General features: G+C 68.4%; 21 protein-coding genes. 10 read left to right on the top strand and 11 right to left on the bottom strand.

The window, feature by feature from the left end:
• A partial coding sequence (locus V7060_RS17150) for a zinc-binding dehydrogenase (protein WP_334180433.1) occupies positions 1–493 on the top strand: 493 nt, incomplete at its 5' end.
• Positions 494–563: 70 nt separating this feature from the next.
• On the opposite strand, the gene V7060_RS17145 is transcribed toward V7060_RS17150, so the two are convergent.
• The 6 genes from V7060_RS17145 to V7060_RS17120 all read right to left on the bottom strand — a co-directional run bounded on the left by V7060_RS17145 (position 564) and on the right by V7060_RS17120 (position 6,868).
• Positions 564–1,307, bottom strand: a complete 744-nt coding sequence (locus V7060_RS17145) for a TorF family putative porin (RefSeq protein ID WP_334180432.1) — start codon at positions 1,305–1,307, stop codon at positions 564–566.
• A gap of 172 nt (positions 1,308–1,479) precedes the next feature.
• A complete protein-coding gene (locus V7060_RS17140) occupies positions 1,480–2,541 on the bottom strand; it encodes a sulfate/molybdate ABC transporter ATP-binding protein (protein ID WP_334180431.1) in 1,062 nt (353 codons plus the stop codon).
• A 12-nt stretch (positions 2,542–2,553) separates the two neighbouring features.
• A complete protein-coding gene (gene cysW, locus V7060_RS17135; protein ID WP_334180430.1) occupies positions 2,554–3,513 on the bottom strand; it encodes a sulfate ABC transporter permease subunit CysW in 960 nt (319 codons plus the stop codon).
• Between the two features lies 1 nt (position 3,514).
• On the bottom strand, positions 3,515–4,375 hold the full coding sequence (gene cysT / locus V7060_RS17130; RefSeq protein ID WP_334180429.1) for a sulfate ABC transporter permease subunit CysT: 861 nt from the start codon (positions 4,373–4,375) through the stop codon (positions 3,515–3,517).
• Between the two features lies 1 nt (position 4,376).
• On the bottom strand, positions 4,377–5,396 hold the full coding sequence (locus tag V7060_RS17125) for a sulfate ABC transporter substrate-binding protein (RefSeq protein ID WP_334180428.1): 1,020 nt from the start codon (positions 5,394–5,396) through the stop codon (positions 4,377–4,379).
• A gap of 17 nt (positions 5,397–5,413) precedes the next feature.
• Positions 5,414–6,868: a porin gene (locus tag V7060_RS17120; protein ID WP_334180427.1), complete on the bottom strand. Its 1,455-nt coding sequence runs from the start codon at positions 6,866–6,868 to the stop codon at positions 5,414–5,416.
• Positions 6,869–7,039: 171 nt separating this feature from the next.
• Between V7060_RS17120 and kbl the strand changes: the two genes are divergently transcribed.
• Positions 7,040–8,239, top strand: a complete 1,200-nt coding sequence (gene kbl / locus V7060_RS17115) for a glycine C-acetyltransferase (RefSeq protein ID WP_334180426.1) — start codon at positions 7,040–7,042, stop codon at positions 8,237–8,239.
• A gap of 24 nt (positions 8,240–8,263) precedes the next feature.
• Here the strand turns inward: kbl and V7060_RS17110 are convergent, their stop codons facing one another.
• The 4 genes from V7060_RS17110 to V7060_RS17095 all read right to left on the bottom strand — a co-directional run bounded on the left by V7060_RS17110 (position 8,264) and on the right by V7060_RS17095 (position 11,253).
• Positions 8,264–8,557, bottom strand: a complete 294-nt coding sequence (locus V7060_RS17110) for a hypothetical protein (protein ID WP_334180425.1) — start codon at positions 8,555–8,557, stop codon at positions 8,264–8,266.
• 74 nt (positions 8,558–8,631) lie between these two features.
• Positions 8,632–9,426, bottom strand: a complete 795-nt coding sequence (locus tag V7060_RS17105) for a pseudouridine synthase (RefSeq protein ID WP_334180424.1) — start codon at positions 9,424–9,426, stop codon at positions 8,632–8,634.
• Between the two features lie 44 nt (positions 9,427–9,470).
• The gene (locus V7060_RS17100; protein ID WP_334180423.1) at positions 9,471–9,980 is read right to left on the bottom strand and encodes a hypothetical protein; all 510 of its coding nucleotides are present in this window, start codon (positions 9,978–9,980) and stop codon (positions 9,471–9,473) included.
• Positions 9,981–10,179: 199 nt separating this feature from the next.
• Entirely contained in the window at positions 10,180–11,253 is a 1,074-nt protein-coding gene (locus V7060_RS17095) for an OmpA family protein (RefSeq protein ID WP_334180422.1), read from the bottom strand.
• A gap of 348 nt (positions 11,254–11,601) precedes the next feature.
• On the opposite strand from V7060_RS17095, the gene V7060_RS17090 reads away from it, so the two are divergent.
• Positions 11,602–12,408: a class III extradiol ring-cleavage dioxygenase gene (locus tag V7060_RS17090; protein WP_334180421.1), complete on the top strand. Its 807-nt coding sequence runs from the start codon at positions 11,602–11,604 to the stop codon at positions 12,406–12,408.
• Here V7060_RS17090 and V7060_RS17085 read toward each other — a convergent pair whose 3' ends face one another.
• Complete coding sequence (locus tag V7060_RS17085; protein ID WP_334180420.1) at positions 12,409–13,329, bottom strand: LysR family transcriptional regulator; 921 nt, start codon at positions 13,327–13,329, stop codon at positions 12,409–12,411.
• A gap of 96 nt (positions 13,330–13,425) precedes the next feature.
• Here V7060_RS17085 and V7060_RS17080 point away from each other — a divergent pair, with 96 nt between their 5' ends.
• The 7 genes from V7060_RS17080 to V7060_RS17050 all read left to right on the top strand — a co-directional run bounded on the left by V7060_RS17080 (position 13,426) and on the right by V7060_RS17050 (position 23,672).
• Complete coding sequence (locus tag V7060_RS17080) at positions 13,426–14,655, top strand: MFS transporter (protein WP_334180419.1); 1,230 nt, start codon at positions 13,426–13,428, stop codon at positions 14,653–14,655.
• Positions 14,656–14,687: 32 nt separating this feature from the next.
• Positions 14,688–15,752 carry an aldo/keto reductase gene (locus tag V7060_RS17075; RefSeq protein ID WP_334180418.1) on the top strand — a complete coding sequence of 355 codons (1,065 nt, stop codon included), beginning with the start codon at positions 14,688–14,690 and terminating at the stop codon, positions 15,750–15,752.
• On the top strand, positions 15,749–16,765 hold the full coding sequence (locus tag V7060_RS17070; protein WP_334180417.1) for a zinc-binding alcohol dehydrogenase family protein: 1,017 nt from the start codon (positions 15,749–15,751) through the stop codon (positions 16,763–16,765). The genes V7060_RS17075 and V7060_RS17070 overlap by 4 nt, the downstream gene beginning before the upstream one ends.
• Positions 16,766–16,956: 191 nt before the next feature.
• Positions 16,957–18,402 (top strand): Wadjet anti-phage system protein JetA family protein, encoded by a 1,446-nt coding sequence (locus tag V7060_RS17065; RefSeq protein ID WP_334180416.1) that lies wholly within the window; start codon positions 16,957–16,959, stop codon positions 18,400–18,402.
• The gene (locus V7060_RS17060; protein ID WP_334180415.1) at positions 18,399–19,034 is read left to right on the top strand and encodes a DUF4194 domain-containing protein; all 636 of its coding nucleotides are present in this window, start codon (positions 18,399–18,401) and stop codon (positions 19,032–19,034) included. Before V7060_RS17065 ends, V7060_RS17060 begins: the two co-directional genes overlap by 4 nt.
• Complete coding sequence (locus tag V7060_RS17055; protein WP_334180414.1) at positions 19,021–22,452, top strand: SbcC/MukB-like Walker B domain-containing protein; 3,432 nt, start codon at positions 19,021–19,023, stop codon at positions 22,450–22,452. Before V7060_RS17060 ends, V7060_RS17055 begins: the two co-directional genes overlap by 14 nt.
• Positions 22,449–23,672, top strand: a complete 1,224-nt coding sequence (locus V7060_RS17050) for a Wadjet anti-phage system protein JetD domain-containing protein (RefSeq protein WP_334180413.1) — start codon at positions 22,449–22,451, stop codon at positions 23,670–23,672. Before V7060_RS17055 ends, V7060_RS17050 begins: the two co-directional genes overlap by 4 nt.
• Positions 23,673–23,719 lie beyond the last annotated feature (47 nt).

The raw sequence follows: 23,719 nt of genomic DNA, 5'->3' as shown, positions 1-23,719 counted from the left end.
CATCGCCGCCGGCATCTGCAAGCACATCGGCGCGCGCAACGTGGTGGTCACCGACATCAACGACTTCCGCCTGAAGCTGGCCGCCGACATGGGCGCCACGCGCGTGGTCAACGTCTCCAACACTTCGCTGAAGGACGTGATGGCCGACCTGCACATGGAAGGCTTCGACGTGGGCCTGGAAATGAGCGGCAACCCGCGCGCGTTCAACGACATGCTCGACTGCATGTACCACGGTGGCAAGATCGCGATGCTCGGCATCATGCCGAAGGGCGCCGGTTGCGACTGGGACAAGATCATCTTCAAGGGCCTCACCGTGCAGGGCATCTACGGCCGGAAGATGTACGAGACCTGGTACAAGATGACGCAGCTGGTGCTGGGCGGATTCCCGCTCGGCAAGGTGCTGACGCACCAGCTGCCGATCGACGATTTCCAGAAGGGCTTCGACCTGATGGAACAGGGCAAGGCCGGCAAGGTGGTGTTGAGCTGGAACTGACCCGCCGGCATGTCGGAGAAAAGAAAAGGGCGCCGTGCGGCGCCCTTTCTTATGTCCGTCAGCCAATGCGTTACGGGACTTCGACCGCGATGGTGAACACCAGGCCCGGCTTGTAGATGTCGGAGCCGCGGCGCAACTCCGGAGCATCCGAGCCGAACGTGTCGTAATACCCCAGCGTCGCGGTCGCGGGACCGAACCCCTTGGACAGGGTGACCGAGCCATCGTAGAAATCGGCGCGGCCATCGCTGCCGGCATCGATCGAGGTATAGCCGGTGCTGGCGCCGAGCGAGAAGCCCGAGTCGCCGAAGTCATAGCTGGCGGACAGGCCGGCGTAGATTTCCTCCGCACCCGTGTTGCCGTAGTCGTCGGCGTAGGCCAGGATGCCACCCACCGTCACCGGACCACTCCATTCCAGCTTGGCGATGTATTCGTTGTAGTCGATGTTGCCGTAACCGCTGGATGCCCCTTCATAGGTGTAACGGTTGACACCCAGATCCAGGTTCCAGCTGTCGCTGAGGTCCTTGTTCCAGCCCACGAAGTAGTCCACTTCGAAGTTCGGGCCACCATCGCCGAAGTCGACGTTCGATCCCCACACGCCGGCATACAGACCGAACGGCGCCGAGTAGGACGCACCTGCCTGGAAGGCGGGTTCATTGTCTGTCTGGGATACGCCGCGGAACACGTAATCCGTGGTCACCGCGAAGGTAGCGCTGAAGGGGGAAGATGCTTCTTCCGCCTCTTGGGCGAAAGCCGCCATGGGCAGGGACAGCAACAGAGCGGTGGCGAGGGCGGTGCAGAGCTTGGCGGGCGTCATCCGGAGTTCTCCTGGCGGGTGGGGTCGTGGCCGTGAGGTGAACCGTCATCACGGCTTCACGGTTTTTTAACTGCGGCCCGATAGTGCGCTGCACCAATCGCCCCCGTCAAGTGCTGGACGTGCCTGTCGAATATTGGTTTCTTTATCAATCAATTCATGGGGTTATGCCGCATCACGCTGGTGCCGCCGCACCGTTGCGGGGAAACCATCCGAACCGTTTTGGTGCCAAATGGACATGCTGGCCAGGCGCCGTCGCCGGACCCTCGCGGTCAGCGGGCAGCTCCACGTCGACTTCGACGTCGCCTCCGGCCAGGCGGGCACGCAACCGCAAGCGCGGTCCCGTGCGCTGCGTGTCGATGATCGTTGCAGGCCAGGCCGGGCCGGCGTCGACCAGATGCAGATCCTCCGGCCGCACGAATACCTCGGCCTCGCCCTGCCCCGTCGTGCCGCGCGGTTGCAGCGGCAACCCGGCCACCTGCAACGCGTCACCGCTCCACCGCGCCGGCACGCGGTTCACCGCCCCGACGAACGAATAGACGAACGGCGACGCGGGCACGTCGTAGGCATCGGCCGGACTGCCGAGCTGTTCGATGCGACCGCGATTGAGAATGGCCACGCGATCCGCGAGTTCCAGCGCTTCTTCCTGGTCGTGGGTCACGAAGACCGTGGTCAGCCCGGTGCGGTCATGCAGTTCGCGCAGCCAGCGACGCAGGTCGCGGCGCACCTGCGCATCGAGGGCACCGAAAGGCTCGTCCAGCAACAGCACGCGCGGTTCGATGGCCAGTGCGCGCGCCAGCGCGACGCGTTGCCGCTGGCCGCCCGACAGTTGCGCCGGATAGCGCGCACCGAAGCCATCCAGCTGCACCAGCGACAGCAGTTCCGCGACGCGCGCCCGAATCGCCGCATCGGGCACGCGATCACGCCCCTTGCGCACGCGCAGGCCGAAGGCGATGTTCTCCTCCACCGTCAGGTGGCGGAACAACGCGTAATGCTGGAACACGAACCCCGCACGCCGCGCCTGCACGCTGAGGCGGGTGGCGTCCTCGCCGTCGAACAGCACGCGTCCGCTGTCCGCATGTTCGAGGCCCGCGATCACGCGAAGCAGGGTGGTCTTTCCCGAGCCCGACGGTCCGAGCAACGCCAGCAGCTCGCCCTGGCGGATGTCCAGCGACACGTCGTCCAGTGCGGCGAAACTGCCGAACCGCTTGCCGAGGTGTTCGATCTTGATGCCCATGAGAATGTCCTGTCAGTGACGGTGGTTGGCGGCCAGCGCTTCGCCGTGGCGCCATTCCAGCCAGGTCTTCAGCCCGAGCGTCACCAGCGCGGTCAGCGCCAGCAGCGAAGCGGCCGCGAAGGCGGCGCTGTACGCGTACTCGTTGTAGAGGATCTCCACGTGCAGCGGCAGCGTGTTGGTGCGCCCGCGGATGTGGCCGGACACCACCGATACCGCGCCGAACTCGCCCAGCGCGCGCGCACTGCACAGCAGCACGCCGTACAGCAGCGCCCAGCGGATGTTCGGCAGCGTCACCCGCCAGAACGTCTGCCAGCCACTGGCGCCCAGGCTGAGCGCAGCGAGTTCCTCGTCGGTGCCCTGCTGCTCCATCAGCGGCATCAGCTCGCGCGCGATGAACGGAAAGGTCACGAAGAGCGTCGCCAGCACGATGCCCGGCAGCGCGAAGATGATCTTCGGCAGTTGCAGGTGCAGTTCGCCCAGCAGCGGCAGTGTGAACCGCCAGCCTTCATCGATCAGCGCATACGCCCAGCCCTGCGCACCGAAGATCAGTACGTAGATCAGCCCCGCCACCACCGGCGACACCGCGAATGGCAGGTCGATCAGCGTCACCAGCCAGCGCTTGCCCCGGAACTCGTGCTTGCTGACGGCCCACGCGGCCGCGACGCCGAACGCGAGGTTGAGCGGCACGACGATCGCCGTCACCAGCAGCGTCAGTTCCACGGCGGCCAGGGCATCCGCTTCGCTGACGGCCGCGACGAACGCCGTCCAGCCGCCGCGCAATGCTTCGACGAACACCAGCGCCAGCGGCAGCAGCAGGAACGACAGCAGGAAGGCGAGCGCGCCCAGCACCAGCAGCACCTGCACCCAGACGGGTTCGGTGGTGGCGGCATGGCGGCGGACGGGACGTGCGGGCGCTTCCACGGCGGACGACTCCGGGGAGATGGCGATGACGGCGGAAATGGCGTCGCCCACGTCAGCCACCTGCCCGCTTGCCGGTGCGCTGCAGGTGCGCCTGCAGGGTGTTGATCACCAACAGCAGCGCGAACGACAGCAACAGCATGGCGGCGGCGATCGCGGTGGCGCCTTCGTAGTCGAATTCTTCCAGCTTGATGGTGATCAGCAGCGGCGCGATCTCCGACACGCCCGGCAGGTTGCCTGCGATGAAGATCACCGAGCCGTACTCGCCCACGCCTCGCGCGAATGCCAGCGCGAAGCCGGCCAGCACGGCCGGCCACAACGTCGGAAGCACGACGTGGCGCACCGCCTGCCAGCGGCTCGCACCGAGCGTGGCGGCGGCCTCCTCCAGTTCGGTTTCGATCTCCGCCAATACCGGCTGCACCACGCGCACCACGAACGGCAGGCCGATGAACACCAGCGCCACGGTGATGCCGAGCGGGGTATACGCGACCTTGATGCCGGCCGCTTCCAGCCATTGTCCGATCCAGCCCGTCGGCCCGTACAACGCCGTCAGCGCGATGCCGGCGACGGCCGTCGGCAGCGCAAACGGCAGGTCGATCATCGCGTCGAACACGCGCTTGCCGGGGAACCGATAGCGCACGAACACCCACGCGACCAGCGTGCCCATCACGGCGTTGAACGCGGCGGCGACCAGCGCGGTACCGAAACTGATGCGCAGCGCCGCCAGCACGCGCGGCTCGGTCCAGATGGCCCAGATGCCCGCCACACCGAGTCCGCTGGCCTTGGCGAACACGCCCACCAGCGGAATGAGCACGATCAGCCCCAGCCAGGCCAGCGTATAGCCCAGGCTGAGGCCGAACCCGGGAATGACGCGCCTGGGGCGCGCCTGTCCCGGCCAGGGGTGCACTGCCGCCACGTTACTTCGCCTGGATCTGGTCGAACACGCCACCGTCGGCGAAGTGCGTGGCCTGCGCCTTCGCCCAGGAGCCGAAGACGCCGTCGATCGTCACCAGTTCCAGCTTGGGGAAACGCGCGATGTCGTCCGGCGCGGCGTACTGCGGATAGCGCGGACGGTAATAGTGCTTGGCGGCCAGGCGCTGGCCGGTGGGCGAATACAGGTATTTCAGGTAGGCCTGCGCCGCTTCGCGCGTGCCGTGCTTGTCGACGTTGCGATCCACCAGCGCCACCGGCGGCTCGGCGAGGATCGACAGCGACGGCACCACGATGTCGAACTTGTCCGGTCCCAGTTCCTCGATCGACAGGAACGCTTCGTTCTCCCACGCCAGCAGCACGTCGCCGATGCCACGCTGTACGAACGTGGTGGTCGCCCCGCGCGCACCGGTGTCCAGCACCGGCACGTTGCGGAACAGCCCGCGCACGAAGTTGCGCGTCTTCGCCTCGTCGCCCCTGAAGATCTTCAGGCCGTAAGCCCACGCCGCCAGGTAGTTCCAGCGCGCGCCGCCGGAGGTCTTCGGATTCGGCGTGATCACCGAAATGCCCGGCTTCACCAGGTCGTGCCAGTCGCGGATCTTCTTCGGATTGCCCTTGCGCACCAGGAACACGATGGTCGAGGTATACGGCGCGCTGTTCTCGGGCAACCGCGACTGCCAGTTCGCCGGGAACAGCTTGGCGCGCTGGGCGATGGAATCGACGTCGTAGGCGAGCGCCAGCGTCACCACGTCGGCTTCGAGGCCATCGATGACCGAGCGCGCCTGCTTGCCGGACCCGCCGTGCGAGGTCTCGATGCTGACCTTCTGCCCCTTGGTCTTCTGCCAGTCGGCGGCGAAGGCGGCGTTGAACTCGCGGTAGAACTCGCGTGTCGGGTCGTACGACACGTTGAGCAGATTGATGTCCTTGGCGCCCGCGGCGGCGGCGAGCGTCAGGCCGAAGGCGAGCAGCGCGTTGCGCGCGTGGCGGCGGATGGAGGAAGTCTTCATGCGATGTCTCCGGGGGATCAGAAGGCGACCTGCAGTCGCGAGAACACGGCCTTTTCGTCTTCGCGGTCGGCACCTGCCGCGGCACCGCCGTCGAACTGCGTGTCCAGGTAATTGACGACCAGCTTCAGGTTGCTGGTGAGGTACCAGTTGACGCCCAGCGTCCAGGATTTCGCCCGCCGCGCGGACACCACCGGATCGGCGAACAGCGGGAACGCGCCGTTGTCGATCTCCAGTTCGCCGTAGCGTCCGACCAGTTCCCACGCGCCCCACCCGCCCTTGCCGGGGCTGAAGGGCTTCGATGGCCTGACAACGCCGCGGTAGCTCGCGTCCTCACCCGTCAGTACGTAGCTGGCGGTCGCCTGCCAGGCAGTGTTTTCCAGCTCCGCGGACGTGGCGCCGACCTGCAGTTCCTGCTTCGACGCGATGTATTCCGCAAGCAGGCCGAACCGGTTGCGGTAGAAGTAGCCCTGCGGCGACCAGCGCGTGCGTTTGCCGTTCGCCGCGACCGCGCTGCGATAGTTGAAGAACTGCACCTGGCCCGGCGTGCGGTAGCGCGGCAGGATATTGTTGCCCGTGCCGACGGTATCGCCGACGCTGCCGCCGACACCGAATCCCAGGCCCGACCAGAAACCTGCGCCGTCCTTGAACGGTTCCACGAACACGCGACCGGCGACCTCGAACTCATCGTCGGGATTCGTCGTCACCGCATCCCGGCCGTCGACCGTGCCGTTGAATACGCCGATCGCGTAGCTGACCTTGCTGCCGGCCAGTTCGCCCTGCAGCTGCACGCCGATGTCGCGGTTGGGCGCCAGTTCGCTGGGCAATGCACGCTCGATGTCGGACAGCGCGGTCGAGGACTGCAGCCGCTCCAGGCCCACCGGCGAGGTGAACTTGCCCAGCCGCACCGTGGCCGCAGGCGAGAACTTCAGGTCGGCATAGGCATCGACGATGCTGGCGCTGTCGCCGGCGAACTCCGGCGTAAAGCGGAAGCCGATCCACTTGCCCAGCGTGCCTTCGATGGTCGGGCGAGCGGTGCGCAACAGGAACGTGTCGTAGGTACCCGATGGCACGCCGCTGCTGAAGAACCGGCCATCGCCCTGGATCAGGCCACGGATCCTGATCTCGTAGTCGCCATTGGCCGACTTCAGCGACGCGCCCTTGTCGTTCACCGCGATGACGGGCGCGTCCTTGGCCTTGGCAGCGGTTTCTTCCTGTTGCAGTTCGAGACGGCGCTCCAGGATGCGCAGGCGCTGGTCGAGGTCGCCCAGCGTGGACGGCGCGGATTCGCCTTCGGCGGCGACCGTCGCCGGCGCATCGCCGACGCGGCGCTCCAGGGCTTCCAGTCGCTGCAGCAGCTCCTGCACGGTCGGTTGGCTATGCGCGTACACGGGAGCGGCCAGCGAACAGGCCAGCGCGCCCAGGATGGCGACGCCACTGCCTTTCCGCTTGCTCGATCCCGACCGTGTCCGCATGACCGCTGTTCCCCGTGCGAAGGCCCGCGATGGGCCGGAGACGCGATGCTGCGGGCGCACATCCGGGCAGGGAAATGACGAAACAGGGGCCGCTTATGCCGTATGCGCATGAAGCCAAGGCGTCGCACGGCCGGCGGGTAGAATGACCCCTTTCCCGCTTATGCCTCTGCCATGGCCAACCCGCTGACCACCCACTACGCCGCCACCCTCGACGAGATCCGCGCCCAGGGCCTGTTCAAGGCCGAGCGGATCATCACCAGCCCGCAGTCGGCGGAGATCACGCTGGCCGACGGCCGGACGGTGCTGAATTTCTGCGCCAACAACTACCTCGGCCTGGCGGACCACCCGGACATCATTGCGGCGGCGAAGGACGCGCTGGACACGCACGGATTCGGCATGGCCAGCGTGCGCTTCATCTGCGGCACGCAGGACCTGCACAAGCAGCTGGAACAGACGATCGCCGAGTTCTTCGGCACCGAGGACACCATCCTCTACGCTGCCTGCTTCGATGCCAACGGCGGCCTGTTCGAGCCGCTGCTGGGCGAAGACGACGCCATCATCTCCGACGCGCTGAACCACGCGTCGATCATCGATGGCGTGCGGCTGTGCAAGGCCAAGCGCTTCCGCTACGCCAACTGCGACATGGCCGATCTGGAAGCGCAATTGCAGGCGGCGGATGCCGCAGGCTGCAAGACCAAGCTGATCACCACCGACGGCGTGTTCTCGATGGACGGCTTCATCGCGCCACTGGACGAGATCACCGCACTGGCGAAGAAATACAACGCACTGGTCCACATCGACGAATGCCATGCGACCGGCTTCCTCGGCGCCACGGGCCGTGGCTCGGCGGAAGTGAAAGGCGTGCTGGACCGCATCGACATCATCACCGGCACGCTGGGCAAGGCGATGGGCGGTGCGCTGGGCGGATTCACCACCGCGCGCAAGGAAGTGATCGAACTGCTGCGCCAGCGTTCGCGCCCCTACCTGTTCTCCAATTCGCTGCCGCCGCATATCGTGGCCGCCGGCATCAAGGCGTTCGAGATGCTGGCTGCCGCCGGCGACCTGCGCGATACGCTGGCCGCGAATACCGCCTACTTCCGCGAAAAAATGACCGCCGCCGGCTTCGACATCAAGCCGGGCGTGCACCCGATCAGTCCGGTGATGCTGTACGACGCGCCGCTGGCGCAGCGCTTCGCCGAACGCCTGCTGGAAGAAGGGATCTATGCGATCGGCTTCTTCTTCCCGGTGGTCCCCAAGGGACAGGCGCGCATCCGCACGCAGATCAGCGCCGCGCATACGCGCGAGCATCTGGACCGCGCGATCGACGCCTTCATCCGCATCGGTCGCGAACTGGGCGTGGTGAAGGGCTGATCTGCCTGCCGATGCGCCCGCGTGTCAGCGGGCGCGTTTGGCGGTACTGGCGGTCGTCGTCGGCTTCACCGGCGCGCCCTTGGCCACACGGATGCCATTGGCCTTCATCCACGCATCGAATTCCTCGGCCGTCATGCTGCGGCCGTCCTGCTGCATGTCGAAGCGGTGCCCGTGCGGACCGACCTTGACGGTGACGATCTCGTCAGGCGCCGTGTTCTTCGTCGCGGCAGACGGCGATGTCGACGCGCAGCCTGCCGACAGGCCGAAGGCGAGCAGCAAGGCGCAGCACAGCGGCAAGCGCGGGATCGAACGGTACATGGCGGTTTCCCCAGGGTCAGCGTGAGCGAGTGTAGGCAGCCGCCCTGCCGCGAACCCGGACCGTCGTCGCGCAATCAGCGCCCGGTCGTCGGCGCGAGTGCCTCGCACTCATGCGCGTCGAGCATGCGCCACGCGCCCTTGCCCAGTTCCCCGAGCGCCAGCGGCCCGATCGCGACACGCACGAGCCGCAGCACGCCGACGTCGAACGCTGCCAGCAGACGGCGGATCTGCCGGTTGCGTCCCTCCTCCAGCACGATCTCCAGCCACGCGTTGCGCTCTCCGCTCCGCAGCACGCGGACGTCGCGGGCGGACAGATGTTCGCCGTCGACGCGTACGCCGGTCTTCAATTGCTGCAGCAGGACGTCATCCGGCAGTCTGTCGATCTGTACGTGGTAGGTCTTGTCAGGGCCCGTTGCGGGATCGGTGATGCGGGCCGCCCATTCGGGATCATTGGAGAACAGCAACAGGCCTTCGCTGGCCTTGTCGAGCCGGCCCACCGGCGCGAGCCACGGCAGTGCTGCGCCGTCCAGGCAGCGGTAGACGGTGTCGCGTCCCTGTTCGTCTCGTGCCGTCGTGACCAGGCCGCGCGGCTTGTTGAGCATCAGGTAGCAGCGCTCCGGCGCCGCACTCGCCTGGCCGTCCACCCGGATCACGGCGCGATCAGCGACCACCGGAAACTCGGGATCGCGCACGATGCGTCCATCGACGGACACCCGGCCCTCGATGATCCAGCGCGCGGCCTCGCTGCGCGAACACACGCCCTGCTTGGAGAGGACGCGCGCAAGCCCGTGGCGGGTTCCCTGCGCAGCGGACGCACGCGGCCGCCCGGCACGCGCGGCATCACGGGAAGGAGGGTTGCGCGTCTTCATGGAAGCCGAAAGGAAAACGGCCGGGAAAACCGGCCGTTCGTGCATCAGTTCTTCTTGGCAGGCTCGGCGGGTTCCGGCGCAGGCGCCGCGGCCGGAGCACCGGGTGCCTTCACGACGCGCACGCCGCGGGACTTCATCCACGCATCGAATTCGTCCGCAGTCATCCGCTTGCCGTTCTGGCTCATGTCGAACCGCCATGGCGTGTTGTCGTGCGCCGTCTTCGGCTGATACGCCGCCGAACTGGCCGTAGCGGCCGCCGCCGTGGGCGCGGTCGCCGCAGGCAAGGCCTTGGCGACGTTGCGGCAACCTTCGATCCGCAGGCGCATCAGCACGCGATCCACCGATTGCGACTCGTCGAACGCGTGCGCCGCCAGCACGCCGGAGGGCGCACCCAGCTGCGTGGTGGCGGCGGTGAATTCCGGCGCGACCGGTGCGATCACCGTGGCGGGCGTCTTCAGCGGCGCCGGCACCAGGCTTCCGCTGCAATCGGGCGCGGCGTGGGCGGCGGGAATCGCGGCGATGCACAGCACACTGGCGAACACATGACGACGCATCGGCACAACTCCTGAGGATTCACGGCTGGACGTGCCCGGAGTTTAGGCAGCACGTCATGGCATGGCAAGAAATTGCCCGTCCTACGGCGCGGCGATGCGCAAAGACGGAAGCGCGATCACGCAAATCGCAGGCAGGCAGGCGGAAAAAACGAAGCCCGGCACAAGGCCGGGCTTCGGGTGTTGCGGGAAGAGCGTCCGATCAGTTCTGGACGTTCAGTTCCGTACGACGGTTGCGCTCGTTCTTGCAGCCCGGCAGGGTCTGCGCGGTCGGCTCCAGCGGACGGCTCTCGCCGTAACCGATCGGACCCACCAGACGCGAGGCGCTGACGCCGTTGTTGGTCAGGTAGTCGTACACGGTCTGCGCACGACGCTGCGACAGCGACTGGTTGTAGGCGTCGGCACCGCACAGGTCGGTGTGGCCGGCCACTTCGACGCGCAGGTCAGGGTAGCGCTTCAGGATCTCGGCGGCTTCGCCCAGGATCGCGATCGCGTCAGGACGCAGGGTCGACTTGTCGAAGTCGAAGTTGACGCCCTTCAGGTCGATCGAAACCTGCACCGGGCAGCCGTCCGGACCGATGGTCTGGCCAGCCTGCGAACCGGGGCACTTGTCGTCGCAGTTGTTGACGCCGTCACCGTCGTCGTCCAGGTCCGCGCAGCTCGGCGCAGCCGGCGGGGCCGGCGGAGCAGCGGCTTCGGCCTTCGGGCCCAGCGGGATCACGACGCCGACCGAGGCCAGCACGTCGCCGAACCAGTCTTCCTGCGGGGCGGCCATGCTCTGGTCGTCGAAGTCGGCACGGTAGGCCAACTCGGCGCGCACGCCGACGCGCTTGTCGAGCGTGGTCTGCAGGCCGACGCCCAGCTTGGCGGCGAGGTTGTTGTCACGACGCTGGTTGGACGCGTTGATCAGCGACTCTTCTTCCGAACGCTGCATGCCCAGGCCCGCCACGATGTACGGGTTCCAGCCGCGGCCTTCCTGCACGAAGTGGCGACGCAGGTCCAGCGAGATGCCGTACTGGCTCCACAGCGCATCGCGGTTGGCTTCGAACTTCGGGTTCTGATAGTTCAGCTCACCGTCCAGCGACCAGTTCGGGCTTATGAACTTGCCCAGGCCCAGGCCCAGGAAAGGCGCGTTGCGGGTGGTGCGGTCATCGTCCTGCAGGTTGAAGCCGGCCGAACCCGTCAGGTACCAGCGGTCATCGAACTCCTGTGCCACCGCGTGGTTCGCGAGGCTCAGGCCGCCCAGCAGCGCGGCGCAGAGAATCTTCTTGTTCATTTGCAGCTCCTTTCCTTGTAAAAGTTCAGTTGTAGAGAAACCGAAGTACTTGGCTTACGGCGTTTCTAGTTGTTATTCGAGGCGACAGGCTTCGGTCGCCTTGCTGAACAGATTATGCGGGGGTACGTGAAGACTGTGTTAACGGTACCATAACAAGTTGGGTAAGGTTAACACTTCGTAGGAGAACTGGCTCGGATACGCCGCCCGCCGCCCGCCGCCCGCCGCCCGCCGCCCGCCGCTGGCCGTGCCGGGCGCGAGGTACTCGTCCCACGCAAGGCATGCCGGGGGCAACACACCGGTCCACGTACGACCCTTGGTAAGTGCGGTTGGGAGACCGATGCTCGCATCATGAACCTGTCCACCTCGTCCGTACACCGCCTTCCCAGCCTTTTCCTGTCGCACGGCTCGCCGATGCTGGCGGTCGAGGACTCGTCCACCGGCCGCTTTCTCGATCAGTTGGGCACCCTGCTGCCCAGGCCGCGTGCCATCGTCGTGGCGTCGGCGCACTTCATCCACGCCCGGCCGACACTGACCGCGACGCCCGCGCCGGACACGATCCACGATTTCGGCGGCTTTCCCGACGCGCTCTACCAGATCCGCTACCCCACCACGGGCGCGCCGGTGCTTGCGCATGACATCGCGGGACGGCTGGCAGCGGCCGGGTTCGAGCCGCGCGTGGACGATCACCATGGCCTGGACCACGGTGTCTGGGTGCCGTTGCGACGCATGTATCCGGCGTCCGATATTCCCGTGGTTGCGCTATCGGTGAACCCCGCGGAGAGCGCCGAATGGCATTACCGACTTGGACAGGCGCTGGCACCGCTGCGCAAGGACGGCGTGCTGGTCGTCGGGTCCGGCGGCTTTTCGCACAATCTGCGGGCGCTGGACTGGCAGCACGGACGGGCGCCGGCATTTTCCTGGGTCGAGGCGTTCACCGATCCGCTGCGCGACGCGCTGCTGGCGGGCGACGCGGCCACGGCCATCGAGTGGACCGCGCTGCCGTACGCGCGCCAGAACCATCCCACCACCGAGCATCTGTATCCACTCCATGTGGCGCTGGGCGCCGGTGGCGAAGGCGCCAAGGGGCGGTTGCTCCATCGCGACGTGGAAATGGGTGGGTTGGCGCTGGACGCGTTCGCTTTCGACACCGACTGATCACACCGCCAGGCCGCGTTCCCAGGGCGGGTCGTCGCCGAACTGGTCGGTCAGGAAATCCACGAACGCGCGCACCCGCGGCGGTACCAGCCTGCGCTGCGGCATGACCGCACTGATCGCGGTCGTCGCCAACGGGAAATCCGGCAGCACCACCTGCAACCGCCCCGCGCGCAGGTCGTCGGCCACGTGCCACAACGAGTGCACCACGATGCCCTCGCCCGCCAGCGACGCATCGCGCAGCACTTCGCCGAAGTTGCTTTCGAAGCGTCCGTGCACGCGTACCGCGACCTCGCCGCCATCCGGGGTTTCCAGCCGCCAGACATCCTGGCGACCGCCGCTGCCGAACAGCAGCAGGCAGTCGTGGTCGGCCAGTTGTGCAGGCGTCCGAGGCGCGCCGCGCCGGCGCAGATAGTCGGGGGATGCGCACAGCACGCGACGGTTGGGCGCGATGCGCCGTGCGACCAGGCGCGAGTCGTCGAGCGCGCCGATGCGGATGGCGAGGTCGAACCCCTCGCTGACCAGATCCACCACGTTGTCGCTGAGATGCACGCTCAGCCGTACCTTGGGGTGGCGGGCGAGGAAGGACGGCAGCAGTGGCGAGACGTATTGGCGGCCGAACGACGCCGACATCGTCACCCGCAGCGTGCCCGCCACCTCCGTGGCGGCCTCGCGCAGGCCGCTGCCGAGCGACTCCAGTTCCTCGACCAGCACCCGGCCCTGCTGCGCCAGCGCCAGGCCCTCCGGGGTGGCATGCAGGCGGCGGGTGGTCCGGTGCAGCAGGCGCACGCCCAGCTCTTTTTCCAGCCGCTTCAGGCGCTGGCTGGCCACGGCCACCGACAGGTCCAGGCTGTGGGCGGCGGCGGTGATCGAGCCCAGATCCAGTACGCGCAGGAACAGCGTCAGGTCACCGACACGGTCCATTTTCAATATTCCATTGAAAGTGATTCGCCATTTTCTCGGTTTTTTGCGGATCAAGGAAGCGGCACGCTGCACGCCTTTCCAGATCCCCTGCCCCCCATGACTCCTACCCCCGCCCCGACCTCGCGCATGCCGCTGGGTCTCTATGCCCTGACCGCCGGCGCCTTCGGCATCGGCACCACCGAGTTCGTCATCATGGGCCTGCTGATGCAGGTCGCTGCCGACCTGCAGGTCTCCATCGCCGCCGCCGGCCTGCTGATCTCCGGCTACGCACTCGGGGTCTTCGTCGGCGCGCCGCTGCTGACGGCCGCCACCAGCCGCATGCCGCGCAAGGCGGTGCTGGTGGCGCTGATGGTGGTGTTCACGCTCGGCAACCTTGCCTGCGCGCTGGCGCCCAACTACGAACTGCTGATGGCCGCGCGCGTGGTCACCTCGCTGGCACACGGCACCTTCTTCGGCGTCGGCGCCGTGGTCGCCACCGGCATGGTCAGCGAGGACCGCAAGGCCTCGGCCATCTCCATCATGTTCACCGGCCTGACCGTGGCCACGCTGCTCGGCGTGCCGGCCGGTGCGTGGCTGGGCCTGCAGTTCGGCTGGCGCGCGACGTTCTGGGCGGTCACCGCCATCGGCGTGCTGGCGACGCTCATCATCGCCACGCTGGTCCCGGCTGATCGCAGCGCGCCGTCGCCGCTGCCGTTCCGCGACGAACTGCGCGTGGTCGCACGCCCGCAGGTGCTGCTCGGCCTGCTGATGACGGTGCTGGGCTTCGGCGGCATGTTCACCGTCTACACCTACATCCAGCCGCTGCTGACGCAGGTGACCGGGTTCGCCGATGCGGCGGTCTCGCCGATCCTGCTGGTGTTCGGTGTCGGCATGATCGTCGGCAACCTGCTCGGCGGCCGCTTCGCCGACCGCCGCCTGGCGTCCGCCCTGCTCGGCACGCTGGCCCTGCTGGCGCTGGTGATGGGCGCGATGACCTTCGTGCTGGAAAGCCGCTGGGCGATGATCGCGTTCACCGGCCTGCTGGGTGCCGCCGCCTTCGCCACCGTGTCGCCGCTGCAGCTCTGGGTGCTGCAGAAGGCGAGTGGCGCGCAGAGCCTGGCCTCCAGCCTGAATATCGGTGCCTTCAACCTCGGCAACGCGCTGGGCGCGTGGCTGGGCGGCGTGGTGATCTCGCAGGGACTGGGCCTGTCCGCCCTGCCCTGGGTCGCCGCGCTGGTCCCGGCGTCGGCCTTCGCGGTCGCGCTGTGGGCGCTGGTGCTGGAACGACGCCAGGCGACTCGCGGAACAGGTGCCGCGCCGGCGTTGCAGACCGACGGATTCGCTTGATCCGCTTCCCTTGAATGCTTGAGGAGTTTTCCATGGAAACCCGTTTTCTCGGCCGGTCCGGCCTGAAGGTCTCTGCACTCGGCTTCGGTGCCGGCACCTTCGGCGGCAAGGGGCCGCTGTTCGGCGCCTGGGGCAATACCGACACCGCGCAGGCGCGCCGCATGATCGACATCAGCCTGGACGCAGGCCTCAATTTCTTCGACACCGCCGATGTGTACTCGGACGGCGCGTCCGAATCGATCCTGGGCTCGGCCCTGCAAGGCCGGCGCGACCAGGTCATCCTGTCCAGCAAGACCGGCCTGCGCCTGGGCGAAGGACCCAACGATGCCGGCGCCTCGCGGTTCCGCCTGCCGAAGGCGGTGGATGCCTCGCTTGCGCGGCTTGGCACCGATTATCTCGACCTGCTGCAGCTCCACGCGTTCGATGCGCTGACGCCGGTCGAGGAAACCCTGTCCACGCTCGATGGCCTGGTCCGCGCCGGCAAGGTGCGGTACCTGGGCGTGTCCAACTATGCCGGCTGGCAGCTGATGAAATCGCTCGGCGTCGCCGACCGCTACGGTTACACCCGCTATGTCGCCAACCAGACCTACTATTCGCTGGCCGGCCGCGACTACGAGTGGGAACTGATGCCGCTGGCCATCGACCAGGGGATAGGGGCGGTGGTGTGGAGTCCATTGGGCTGGGGCCGCCTGACCGGCAAGGTGCGGCGCGGGCAACCCCTCCCCGCCACCACCCGCCTGCATGACACGGCCGACATGGGACCACCCGTCGCGCAGGAGCGCCTGTTCCGCATCATCGACGCGCTGGATATCGTCGCCGAGGAAACCGGCAAGCAGGTGCCGCAGATCGCCATCAACTGGCTGCTGCAGCGCCCCACCGTCTCGACCGTGCTGGTCGGCGCGCGCAACGAGGAGCAGTTGCGGCAGAACCTGGGCGCCATCGGCTGGCAACTGTCGGCCGAGCAGATCGCGCGCCTGGACGCCGCCAGCGCGGTGGAAGCGCCGTATCCCTACTACCCTTACTGGCGAGGCCATTTTTCCGAACGCAGCCCGCTGCCCGTACCCGCCTTTCCCCCCGCTGCCGGAGCCACGCCATGAAAGCCGTCGCCTTGACCCGCTACCTGCCCATCGACGATCCGCAATCGCTGGTCGATGTCGAACTCGAGCAACCCACCGCCAGCGGTCACGACATCCTGGTGCGCGTGGAAGCCGTGTCGGTGAATCCCGTCGACACCAAGGTGCGCTCGCCGAAACCGCAGGTCGAAGCGCAACCGAAGATGCTGGGTTATGACGCTGCGGGCATCGTCGAAGCCGTGGGCGATGCGGTGACGCGCTTCAAGCCCGGCGACGCCGTCTACTACGCCGGCGACATCACCCGCCCCGGCAGCAATGCGCAGTTCCAGCTCGTCGACGAACGCATCGTCGGGCGCAAGCCGGCGTCGCTCGACTTCGCCCAGGCGGCCGCGCTGCCGCTGACCACGATCACGGCGTGGGAGCTGCTGTTCGACCGCATGCCGTACACGATCGATGGCGGCGGCGCGGGCAAGTCGCTGCTGGTGATTGCCGGCGCCGGCGGCGTGGGTTCCATCGCGATCCAGCTGGCCAGGCGCGCCGGCTTCACCGTCATCGCCACCGCGTCGCGCCAGGACACCATCGACTGGTGCAAGGCGCTGGGCGCCGATCATGTGATCAACCATCGCGAGCCGCTCGGTCCGCAACTGAAGGCGCTGGGCTTCGACACCGTCGACGCGGCGCTGAACCTGGCGGACACCGATCGCTACTGGACCGAGCTGGGCGAACTGCTGGCGCCGCTCGGCCATGTCGGCCTGATCGTCGAACCGCGCGGCGAGCTGCGCATCGGCGACCCGTACAAGGCCAAGAGCATCGGCATCCATTGGGAAATGATGTTCGCCCGCCCGCGCTTCCGCACCGCCGACATGGGCGAACAGGGTGCGTTGCTGGATCGCGTCGCCGACCTGATCGATGCCGGCACCCTGCGCGGCACGCTCACCGGCACGCTGTCGCCGATCAACGCGGCGAACCTGCGCGAAGCGCATCGCCGGCTGGAATCCGGCACCACCATCGGCAAGCTGGTGCTCGCCGGCTGGTAGTCCGGTCGATGCACGTGGCGCGCGCGGCATGGCGCGCTGCGCCGGACGCGCTACCGGCGGCCACGCGACTTGCGATATCGTGGCCGCCCGCCGCGATCCGCCCGCCTTTCCGGTCCCGCCATGCCTCTTGTCCCGGCGTCGCCTCGCCTGCCACCCCGCACTGCCGGCCCGACCGGGTGGTCCACGCGGCGATGATGCAGCCCCCCGCGTTGTTCCCGCTGCTACCCGGCGGCCTGTTCGGCCCCTTGGCATCGCCCAACCGCGAGCATTACTGGCTGCTGCTGTGCCGGCTGTTCGACGAGTTCTTCGGGCCCGATGCGCCGGTACCGCCGAGCATGGGCTTCCAGCGCCGCGAGATCACGGCGGCGCTGGAGCGCTACCTGCTCGCCGATGATCCGTGGGAGGACGAGGACGGCGACAGCCCGGACACGCCCTTGTCCGTGCGCGTCAACACCATCCACGAGCGTTTCCGCCAGGCCGGATGGCTGCGCCAGGAGCGCATCGGCGCGCGCGAGATGGTCACCATGCCGCCGGTCGTCCACCAGTTCCTCTCGCTGCTGGTCGAGTTCGCGGAACATGGCCCGACCTTCGTGTCGGCGAAGATGCGCTCGATCGAACTCCAGCTCCAGCAGGTGGCCGAGGGCAAGGCGTCGGGCGATGCGCTGGACGAAGCCGCCGACCAGGCGCGGCGCCTGCTGGTGTCGCTGTCCTCGATGAGCCTGCAGGTCCGCGACCTGATGCCGGAGCTGAGCAAGGCCGAGTCCACCGCGCAGTTCGCACGGCAGTGGTTCGAGCGCTACGTCGGCGAGTTCTTCATCGGCGACTACGCCGAACTGCACAAGGCCGACCACCCGCTCGCACGGCGCAGCGCGATCCTCTCGGTCGCGCAACAGATCGAGACCGGCGAGCGCCGCACCGCGCTGCTGGCGTGGTACCGGGAACATGCTGCCGGTGGCGACACCGGGCGCGGCGAGCAGCGCTTCGCGCGCAGCCTGCGCCGGCTGCGCGAACTGGATCGCATCGACGAATACCTGGGGCGGCTGGACGACGACATCCGCCAGGCGAACCGGCGGGCCCTGGCCTTCCTCGACTACCGCCTGCGCGCGCCGGACAAGCTGGATACGCTCCTGCGCCGCGCCTGCCGTGGCGTGCAGCACGCGCCGGAAGGTGCGCTGCGCCTGCCGGTGGCGCCGGGCGCGTTGATGGACGCGGGACGCTTGCGCCCACCGCGGCAGAAAGCGCAACCGATCCCGCGCAGCGCCAACGCGACCCAGCCGCCCACGCCGGAACAGCTGGCCCGGCTCGGCCTGCTGCGGCGGATGAAACGCGCGCGCCTGGTCACCGCCGAAGACATGGCGCGTTATGTCGGTCCGCATCTGGAACATCGCGACGAGGTCGAGTCGGCCACGCTCTCCATCGCCAGCATCGAAGACCTGCGCGCCTACCAGACCCTGCTCACGCTCGCGCTGCGCAGCCATCGCATCGGCGGCCTGCGCCGCGAGGACCCGCTGGGCCGGTTGTTGCGCGGCTATCGCGTCGACCTGCTCGACGCCGGCGGGCACGACGACAACGGCTACCTGCGCGCGCCACGCTTCGTCGTGCGCCGCATCGGCCAGCCTTCACGGAAAACCGCATGAAACGCAGCTGGACCACGCTCAGCCAACTCTCCAACGGCGTCTACGCCGTGCAGGACTTCGAACGCACCGCCTACCGGCTGGTGGTGGAACAGGTGTTGTATGCCAGCGACCGCAGCACGCGCCTGGCCTACCACCTGGTGGAAGACCACTACGACGACTTCGTGGCCGCGCTGGCGCCGCTGGGTATCCGCCTGGAGCGGAACGCGCACTACCGCTACGTGGTGGCGTTGCCCGCGCATGCCGAAGGCGTGCCGGTGACGCTGGCCGAAACGCTGTTGCTGCTGGTCCTGCGCCAGCGCTACGACGAAGCCATGCGGCAAGGCATGGTGGAAGACGAGGGCGTCGTCACCGTGGAACTCCCCGAACTGCAGGAGGCCTACCAGGCGCTCGCCGGACGGCCGATGCCGGATGTCGGCGCGCTGCGTGAGCTGGCGCGCACGCTGAAGCGCTGGGGCACGTGCCGGCTGGTGGAATCGGAACCGGACGATCCGCAGCCGTTCCACCTGCACGTGCGGCCCGCGATCGTGGAAATCGTCGGCGAACAGTGGCTGCAACGGCTGGACCAGCACAATCGCGACGACGACGCGAGCGACAACGATGACGTCACGGAGGACGGCGATGCAGCAGCTTGAGCGCGTGCACCTGGTGCAGTTCTTCCTGTTCGAAGCGCAGACGCTGGAACTGGATGCCACCACCGCCATCATCGCGCCCAACGGCGCGGGCAAGAGCGCGCTGCTGGATGCACTGCAGATCGTGCTGCTGGGTGGCGACCGCAGCCGCATCCGCTTCAACGCGCAGGCCGGCGGCAGCCATCGCGCACGCACCATCCGCGATTATTGCCTGGGCGTGTTCCGCAGCGGTGACGAGGGGCGCAAGCGGCGTACCGCCACCACGTACATCTCGCTGGTATTCCGCGATACCGACACCGGCGAGGCGCTGACCGCCGGCATCGCGCTGGGTGCGTCGGTGGACGAACCCGACCACCGGCTGCACGGGCTGTACCTGCTGCCCGGCGTGGCACTGGACCTGGCCGACCACCTCGAACAGGTCAAGGGCAAGGAACTGCCGCTGGCCTGGGCGACGTTCCGCGAGCTGGCCCTGCGCCGCTGCAAGGACGCCAACGGACAGCCTCAACTGCACACGGTGGCCGAACGCTTCGTCAAGGACCTGCTGTTGCGGCTGCGCGCCTCGCCGACCGCCAATCCCGACATCAATGCCTACCGCAAGGCCTTCCTCAACGCGCTCAACCTGCAGCGCGTGGAAGACGTGGACCTGTTCGTGCGCACGCTGGTCGCCGAGGACCGGCCCACCGACATCGCCCGCTTCCGTGCGCTGCTGGAAAGCTTCCGCCAGATCCGCGACCGCATCGAACAAGTGCGCCAGCGCATCGACGCTGCCGAAGGCGTCGAACGGCAGTACGACCGCATCGCCGCGCAGGCGATACGCGCCGCGTCGTACCGTGCGCTGGCGGCCGAATACGCACGCGACCTCTACGGCGAACAACTGGAACAGGCAGGCGACGAGGTCCGCGGTGCGCAGGTGCACCTGGCCGATACCCGGCGCGCGCTCACCGAGGTCCGCAGCGAGCGTGATCTCGCGCAGGAAGAACATGCACGCGCGCAGCTGCGGCTGCAGGGCAGCGATGGTTACGGGGAACAGGCCCGCGTCGATGCGCTGGCCGAGCGCGAACGCGAGCGCCTGCTGCAGGTGAAGCAGGCATTGATCCGCGAAACCGCCTTTGCCCGCGACCAGGTCGCCGCGATCGCCGCACTGGGCCTGGAGAGCGTCGATAACGGCCTGCTGGCGTCCGCGCAGGCGACGTGGTCGGACTGGCACCAGGCACTGTCGGCATTGCACGCCGATGCCGACCTGCCGTGGGAGGCGGATCGCTTCTTCCACGATGCCCAGCGGGCCTTGCAGTCGCTCGCACCGCTGATCGCCGCGGTCGATGCCCATGCGCGCGAGCGCCATGCCGCGTACGAGGCCGCACGCGACAAGCTGGCCGGCGCGAAGCAGAACCAGAAGCGGCTGGCGGCCGGCCAGGCCGAACTCAACGCCGACACGATGCGGCTGATGAGCTACCTGCGCGACGAAGGCATCGACGCACGTCCGGTCTGCGATCTGGTGCAGGTGGTGGACAAGGCCTGGCAGTTCGCCATCGAAGGCTACCTGCGCAACAACGCCGAGGCGCTGCTGGTGCCCGAGGCCGACGAACAGCGCGCGGTCAAGCTCTATCGCAACCTCCAGGGTGGGCGTTCGATCTATGGGGTCAAGCTGGCGCTGTCCAGCCAGGCACGCGGCTCGCGCGGTGCGGATGCGCCCGCTGCCGGCAGCGTCGCCGCCCTGCTGGAAGGCGACAACGCCGCCGCCCTGTCTTTCCTGCGCCGGCAACTGGGTGAGCTGCGCTGCGTGGACAGCGAAGCCGAACTGATCGGCAGCCGCCACGGCCTGACCCGCGATGGCCTGCTGGCGCGCGGCGGCAGCATCGAGCGCCTGCGCCTGCCGGCGGCGGGCGACCTGAAAATCGGCGCGTCCGACGGCCGCGCGCGCCTGCAGGTCGTGCGTGGCGACATCGAGTCCGCCGAACGCGATCTGCGCGCGATCGAACCGCAGCTGCTGCGGGCGCAGGCCAGCGCGCGTGCACTGGCGCGGCTGGCGGACGCCGACGACGTCGCGCATGCGCTGCATGCACACGTGCTGGAACACCGGCAGGTGGCGCAGCGCCAGCGCAGCGCGGAACAGGGCCGCGCCGCGATGCTCGATCCCGACCTGCTGCGCCTGACCGAGCAGGTGCGCGAACTGAAGGCGCGGCTCGACGCGGACGGCGCCCGCCTCGAAGCGCTGATCGGCGACGAGGCCGTCGCGCGCCGTACCCTGACGGAACGCGAGCGCCTGCTCGAGGGCCTGCGCCAGCAGGAGGAACTGGTCGCCCGCCGCGCCGTGGAAGCCTTCAGGGATCCCGATGTCGACCCCAACCTGATCGAACGCCATCGCGACGAACTCGACGCGAAGATCGAATCGCTCGAGGAACGCGGCAGGACCTGCGAACGCCGGGCCGACGAGAGCGACCGGCAACTCGCCAAACTGCTGCCGGAGGCCTGGAGCACCCTTGCGCAGTACGCGCGGGACCATGGCCTGGGCGTGGACTTCGATGCCAGCGCCTGGCGACCCGCGCTCGCACTGCTGCGGCGCGAACTGACCCAACTGCGCGACACCGACCTGGTGCGCTACGAAGGCGAGGCACGACATGCTTACGACACCGCGGTCGACACGTTCCGCGCCAGTGTCGCCGCGGCGCTCAACGACAACTTCATCCGCCTGCGCCAGCAGATCGCCACCCTCAACCGCACCCTGCGCAGCAGCCCGCCGTTCTCCAACAACGAGCGCTACCAGTTCCACTACGAGGTGGTGCCGGAGTTCCGCGATCTGGAACGCTTCATCCGCCGCGCGGTGGAGATCGGCGGCGAGGACCACCTGTTCGGCACGGCCGGCGAGGTGCCCGCGGCGTTCCGCGACCTGATCGAGGACGATGCCGCCGCACGCACTGCGACGTCGCCACTGGACGACTATCGCCGCTTCTTCCGCTTCGAGGTGCAGATCCGCCAGGACGACCGCGTGATCGGCACGCTGAGCGAACGCATGCGCTCCGGCTCCGGCGGTGAACACCGCGCACCGCTCTACGTGATCGCCGGCGCCGCGCTGGCGGCGGCCTACGGCAAGAACGAGGCGCATCCGGGCGGCATGGGCCTGATCCTGCTGGACGAGTTCGGCGACAAGATCGACGCACAGAATGCGCGCGCCACCACCAACTACCTGCGCTCGCTCGGCCTGCAACTGGTACTGGCCGCGCCCGACACCGCGCAGGGCACGCTCAGCGGCGTGCTCGACAGCTACATCGAACTGTTCCGCGACGGCGATCTGCTGCAGGCCGAACGCATCGAGGTGCAGGCCGCCGCGCGCGCCCTGCTGCTGTCGGACCAGTTCGACCTGCACCCGGAACTGCTGGCCGAGGAAACCGCGCGCATCGAACGGCAGCAGGCGCCGGGGTGAGCGATGCGCAGCGCATGCTGGAGCGGCTGCTGCGCAAGGGCGAGCGCGCCCGGCTGCGGGGCGACACCGCTCCCGCCTCGCTGCCGATGACCGAAGCCAGCGCGCGCGAGTATCTGGCGCTGCGCACGCTGGCCGAACGCGACACCTTCCATGCGCAGGTAGCCCTGGCCGAGCGTGCCGGCGCGATCGCCGTGCAGCGCGACCGGCATCGTAGCGATGGCGAGCGCCTGCTGCGGTTGACGGTGATCGACCTGGACGCACTCGCGGACCACCTGGGCATCCCGCTGCTCGATGCCCGTGTCGGAGAAGCGGCCGACCTGCTGTCGTCGTGGTTGCCGCACTTCCCCGTGCTCGGCGAGGTGCTGGACGCCTGGCGAAACGACCGCAAGGTGCGGGGCCAAGGCCCGGAGGCGGCGCCTGACCTGGCCGACGCCGCACGCGCGGTGCAGGCCCGCCTCGCCGACGCGGCCCACGAACGCATCCTGCGCCGCGAGAGCGCGAGGCTGTTCGCCGGTCGCGCGCAGGCCAGCAAGCGGCTGGAGCAACTCACCCCCTGGCTGGACCTGCTGACCCGTGGCGCGCTGGCGACGGACGGCGTGATCGAAAAGGAACATGTCTGGGCGGCGCTTGGCCTGCGTCGCGAACCGCAACCGCTGCTGATCGCCGGCACAGGGACGCTGCTCATGGACGGATCGGTGGACCTGCCGCTGGCCACCTCCTTCCTCGGCGTACCGATCGACGCCGTCCAGGGGATACGTACGACGGCCACGTGCCTGCTCAGCGTGGAAAACCTGGCCAGCTTCCACGATGCCGCGCGCGCACCGGGTGCCGACCGCACGATGCTGCTGTACACCGGCGGCATGCCGTCGCCGGCGTGGCGACGCGCCTACGCGCGCGTGCTGGATGCGCTGCCCGCCGGGCTGCCGGTGTGGCATTGGGGCGACATCGACGAGGGCGGTTTCCGCATCGCCGCAGTGCTCGCGGAAACCGCGTCGGCGCGCGGACGCCGGCTGCAGCCCTGGCGCATGTCGCCGGTCACAGTGCAGATGGACGGTGGCGAGAAGCACGTACCGCCTGCCAGCGTCCTCGCGGCCATGTGCCGGTGGGCCGAACGTGCGGGCTGGCACGACGTTGCCGATGATCTCCGCGCGCACCCGATCTGCCTGGAGCAGGAAGCACTGCCGGCCGAACTGCCGGACGCGCGCCACGCCTCGCCCTGACCGCCGATCCACGCGTGGGGACGCTTGCGTGGCCTCGCGATTCGCGG

Source organism: Pseudoxanthomonas sp. (genome assembly GCF_036845285.1).
GTDB lineage: Bacteria > Pseudomonadota > Gammaproteobacteria > Xanthomonadales > Xanthomonadaceae > Pseudoxanthomonas_A.
Note: the sequence above shows the minus strand (reverse complement) of the source record. Positions and strands in the feature narration are given on the sequence as shown.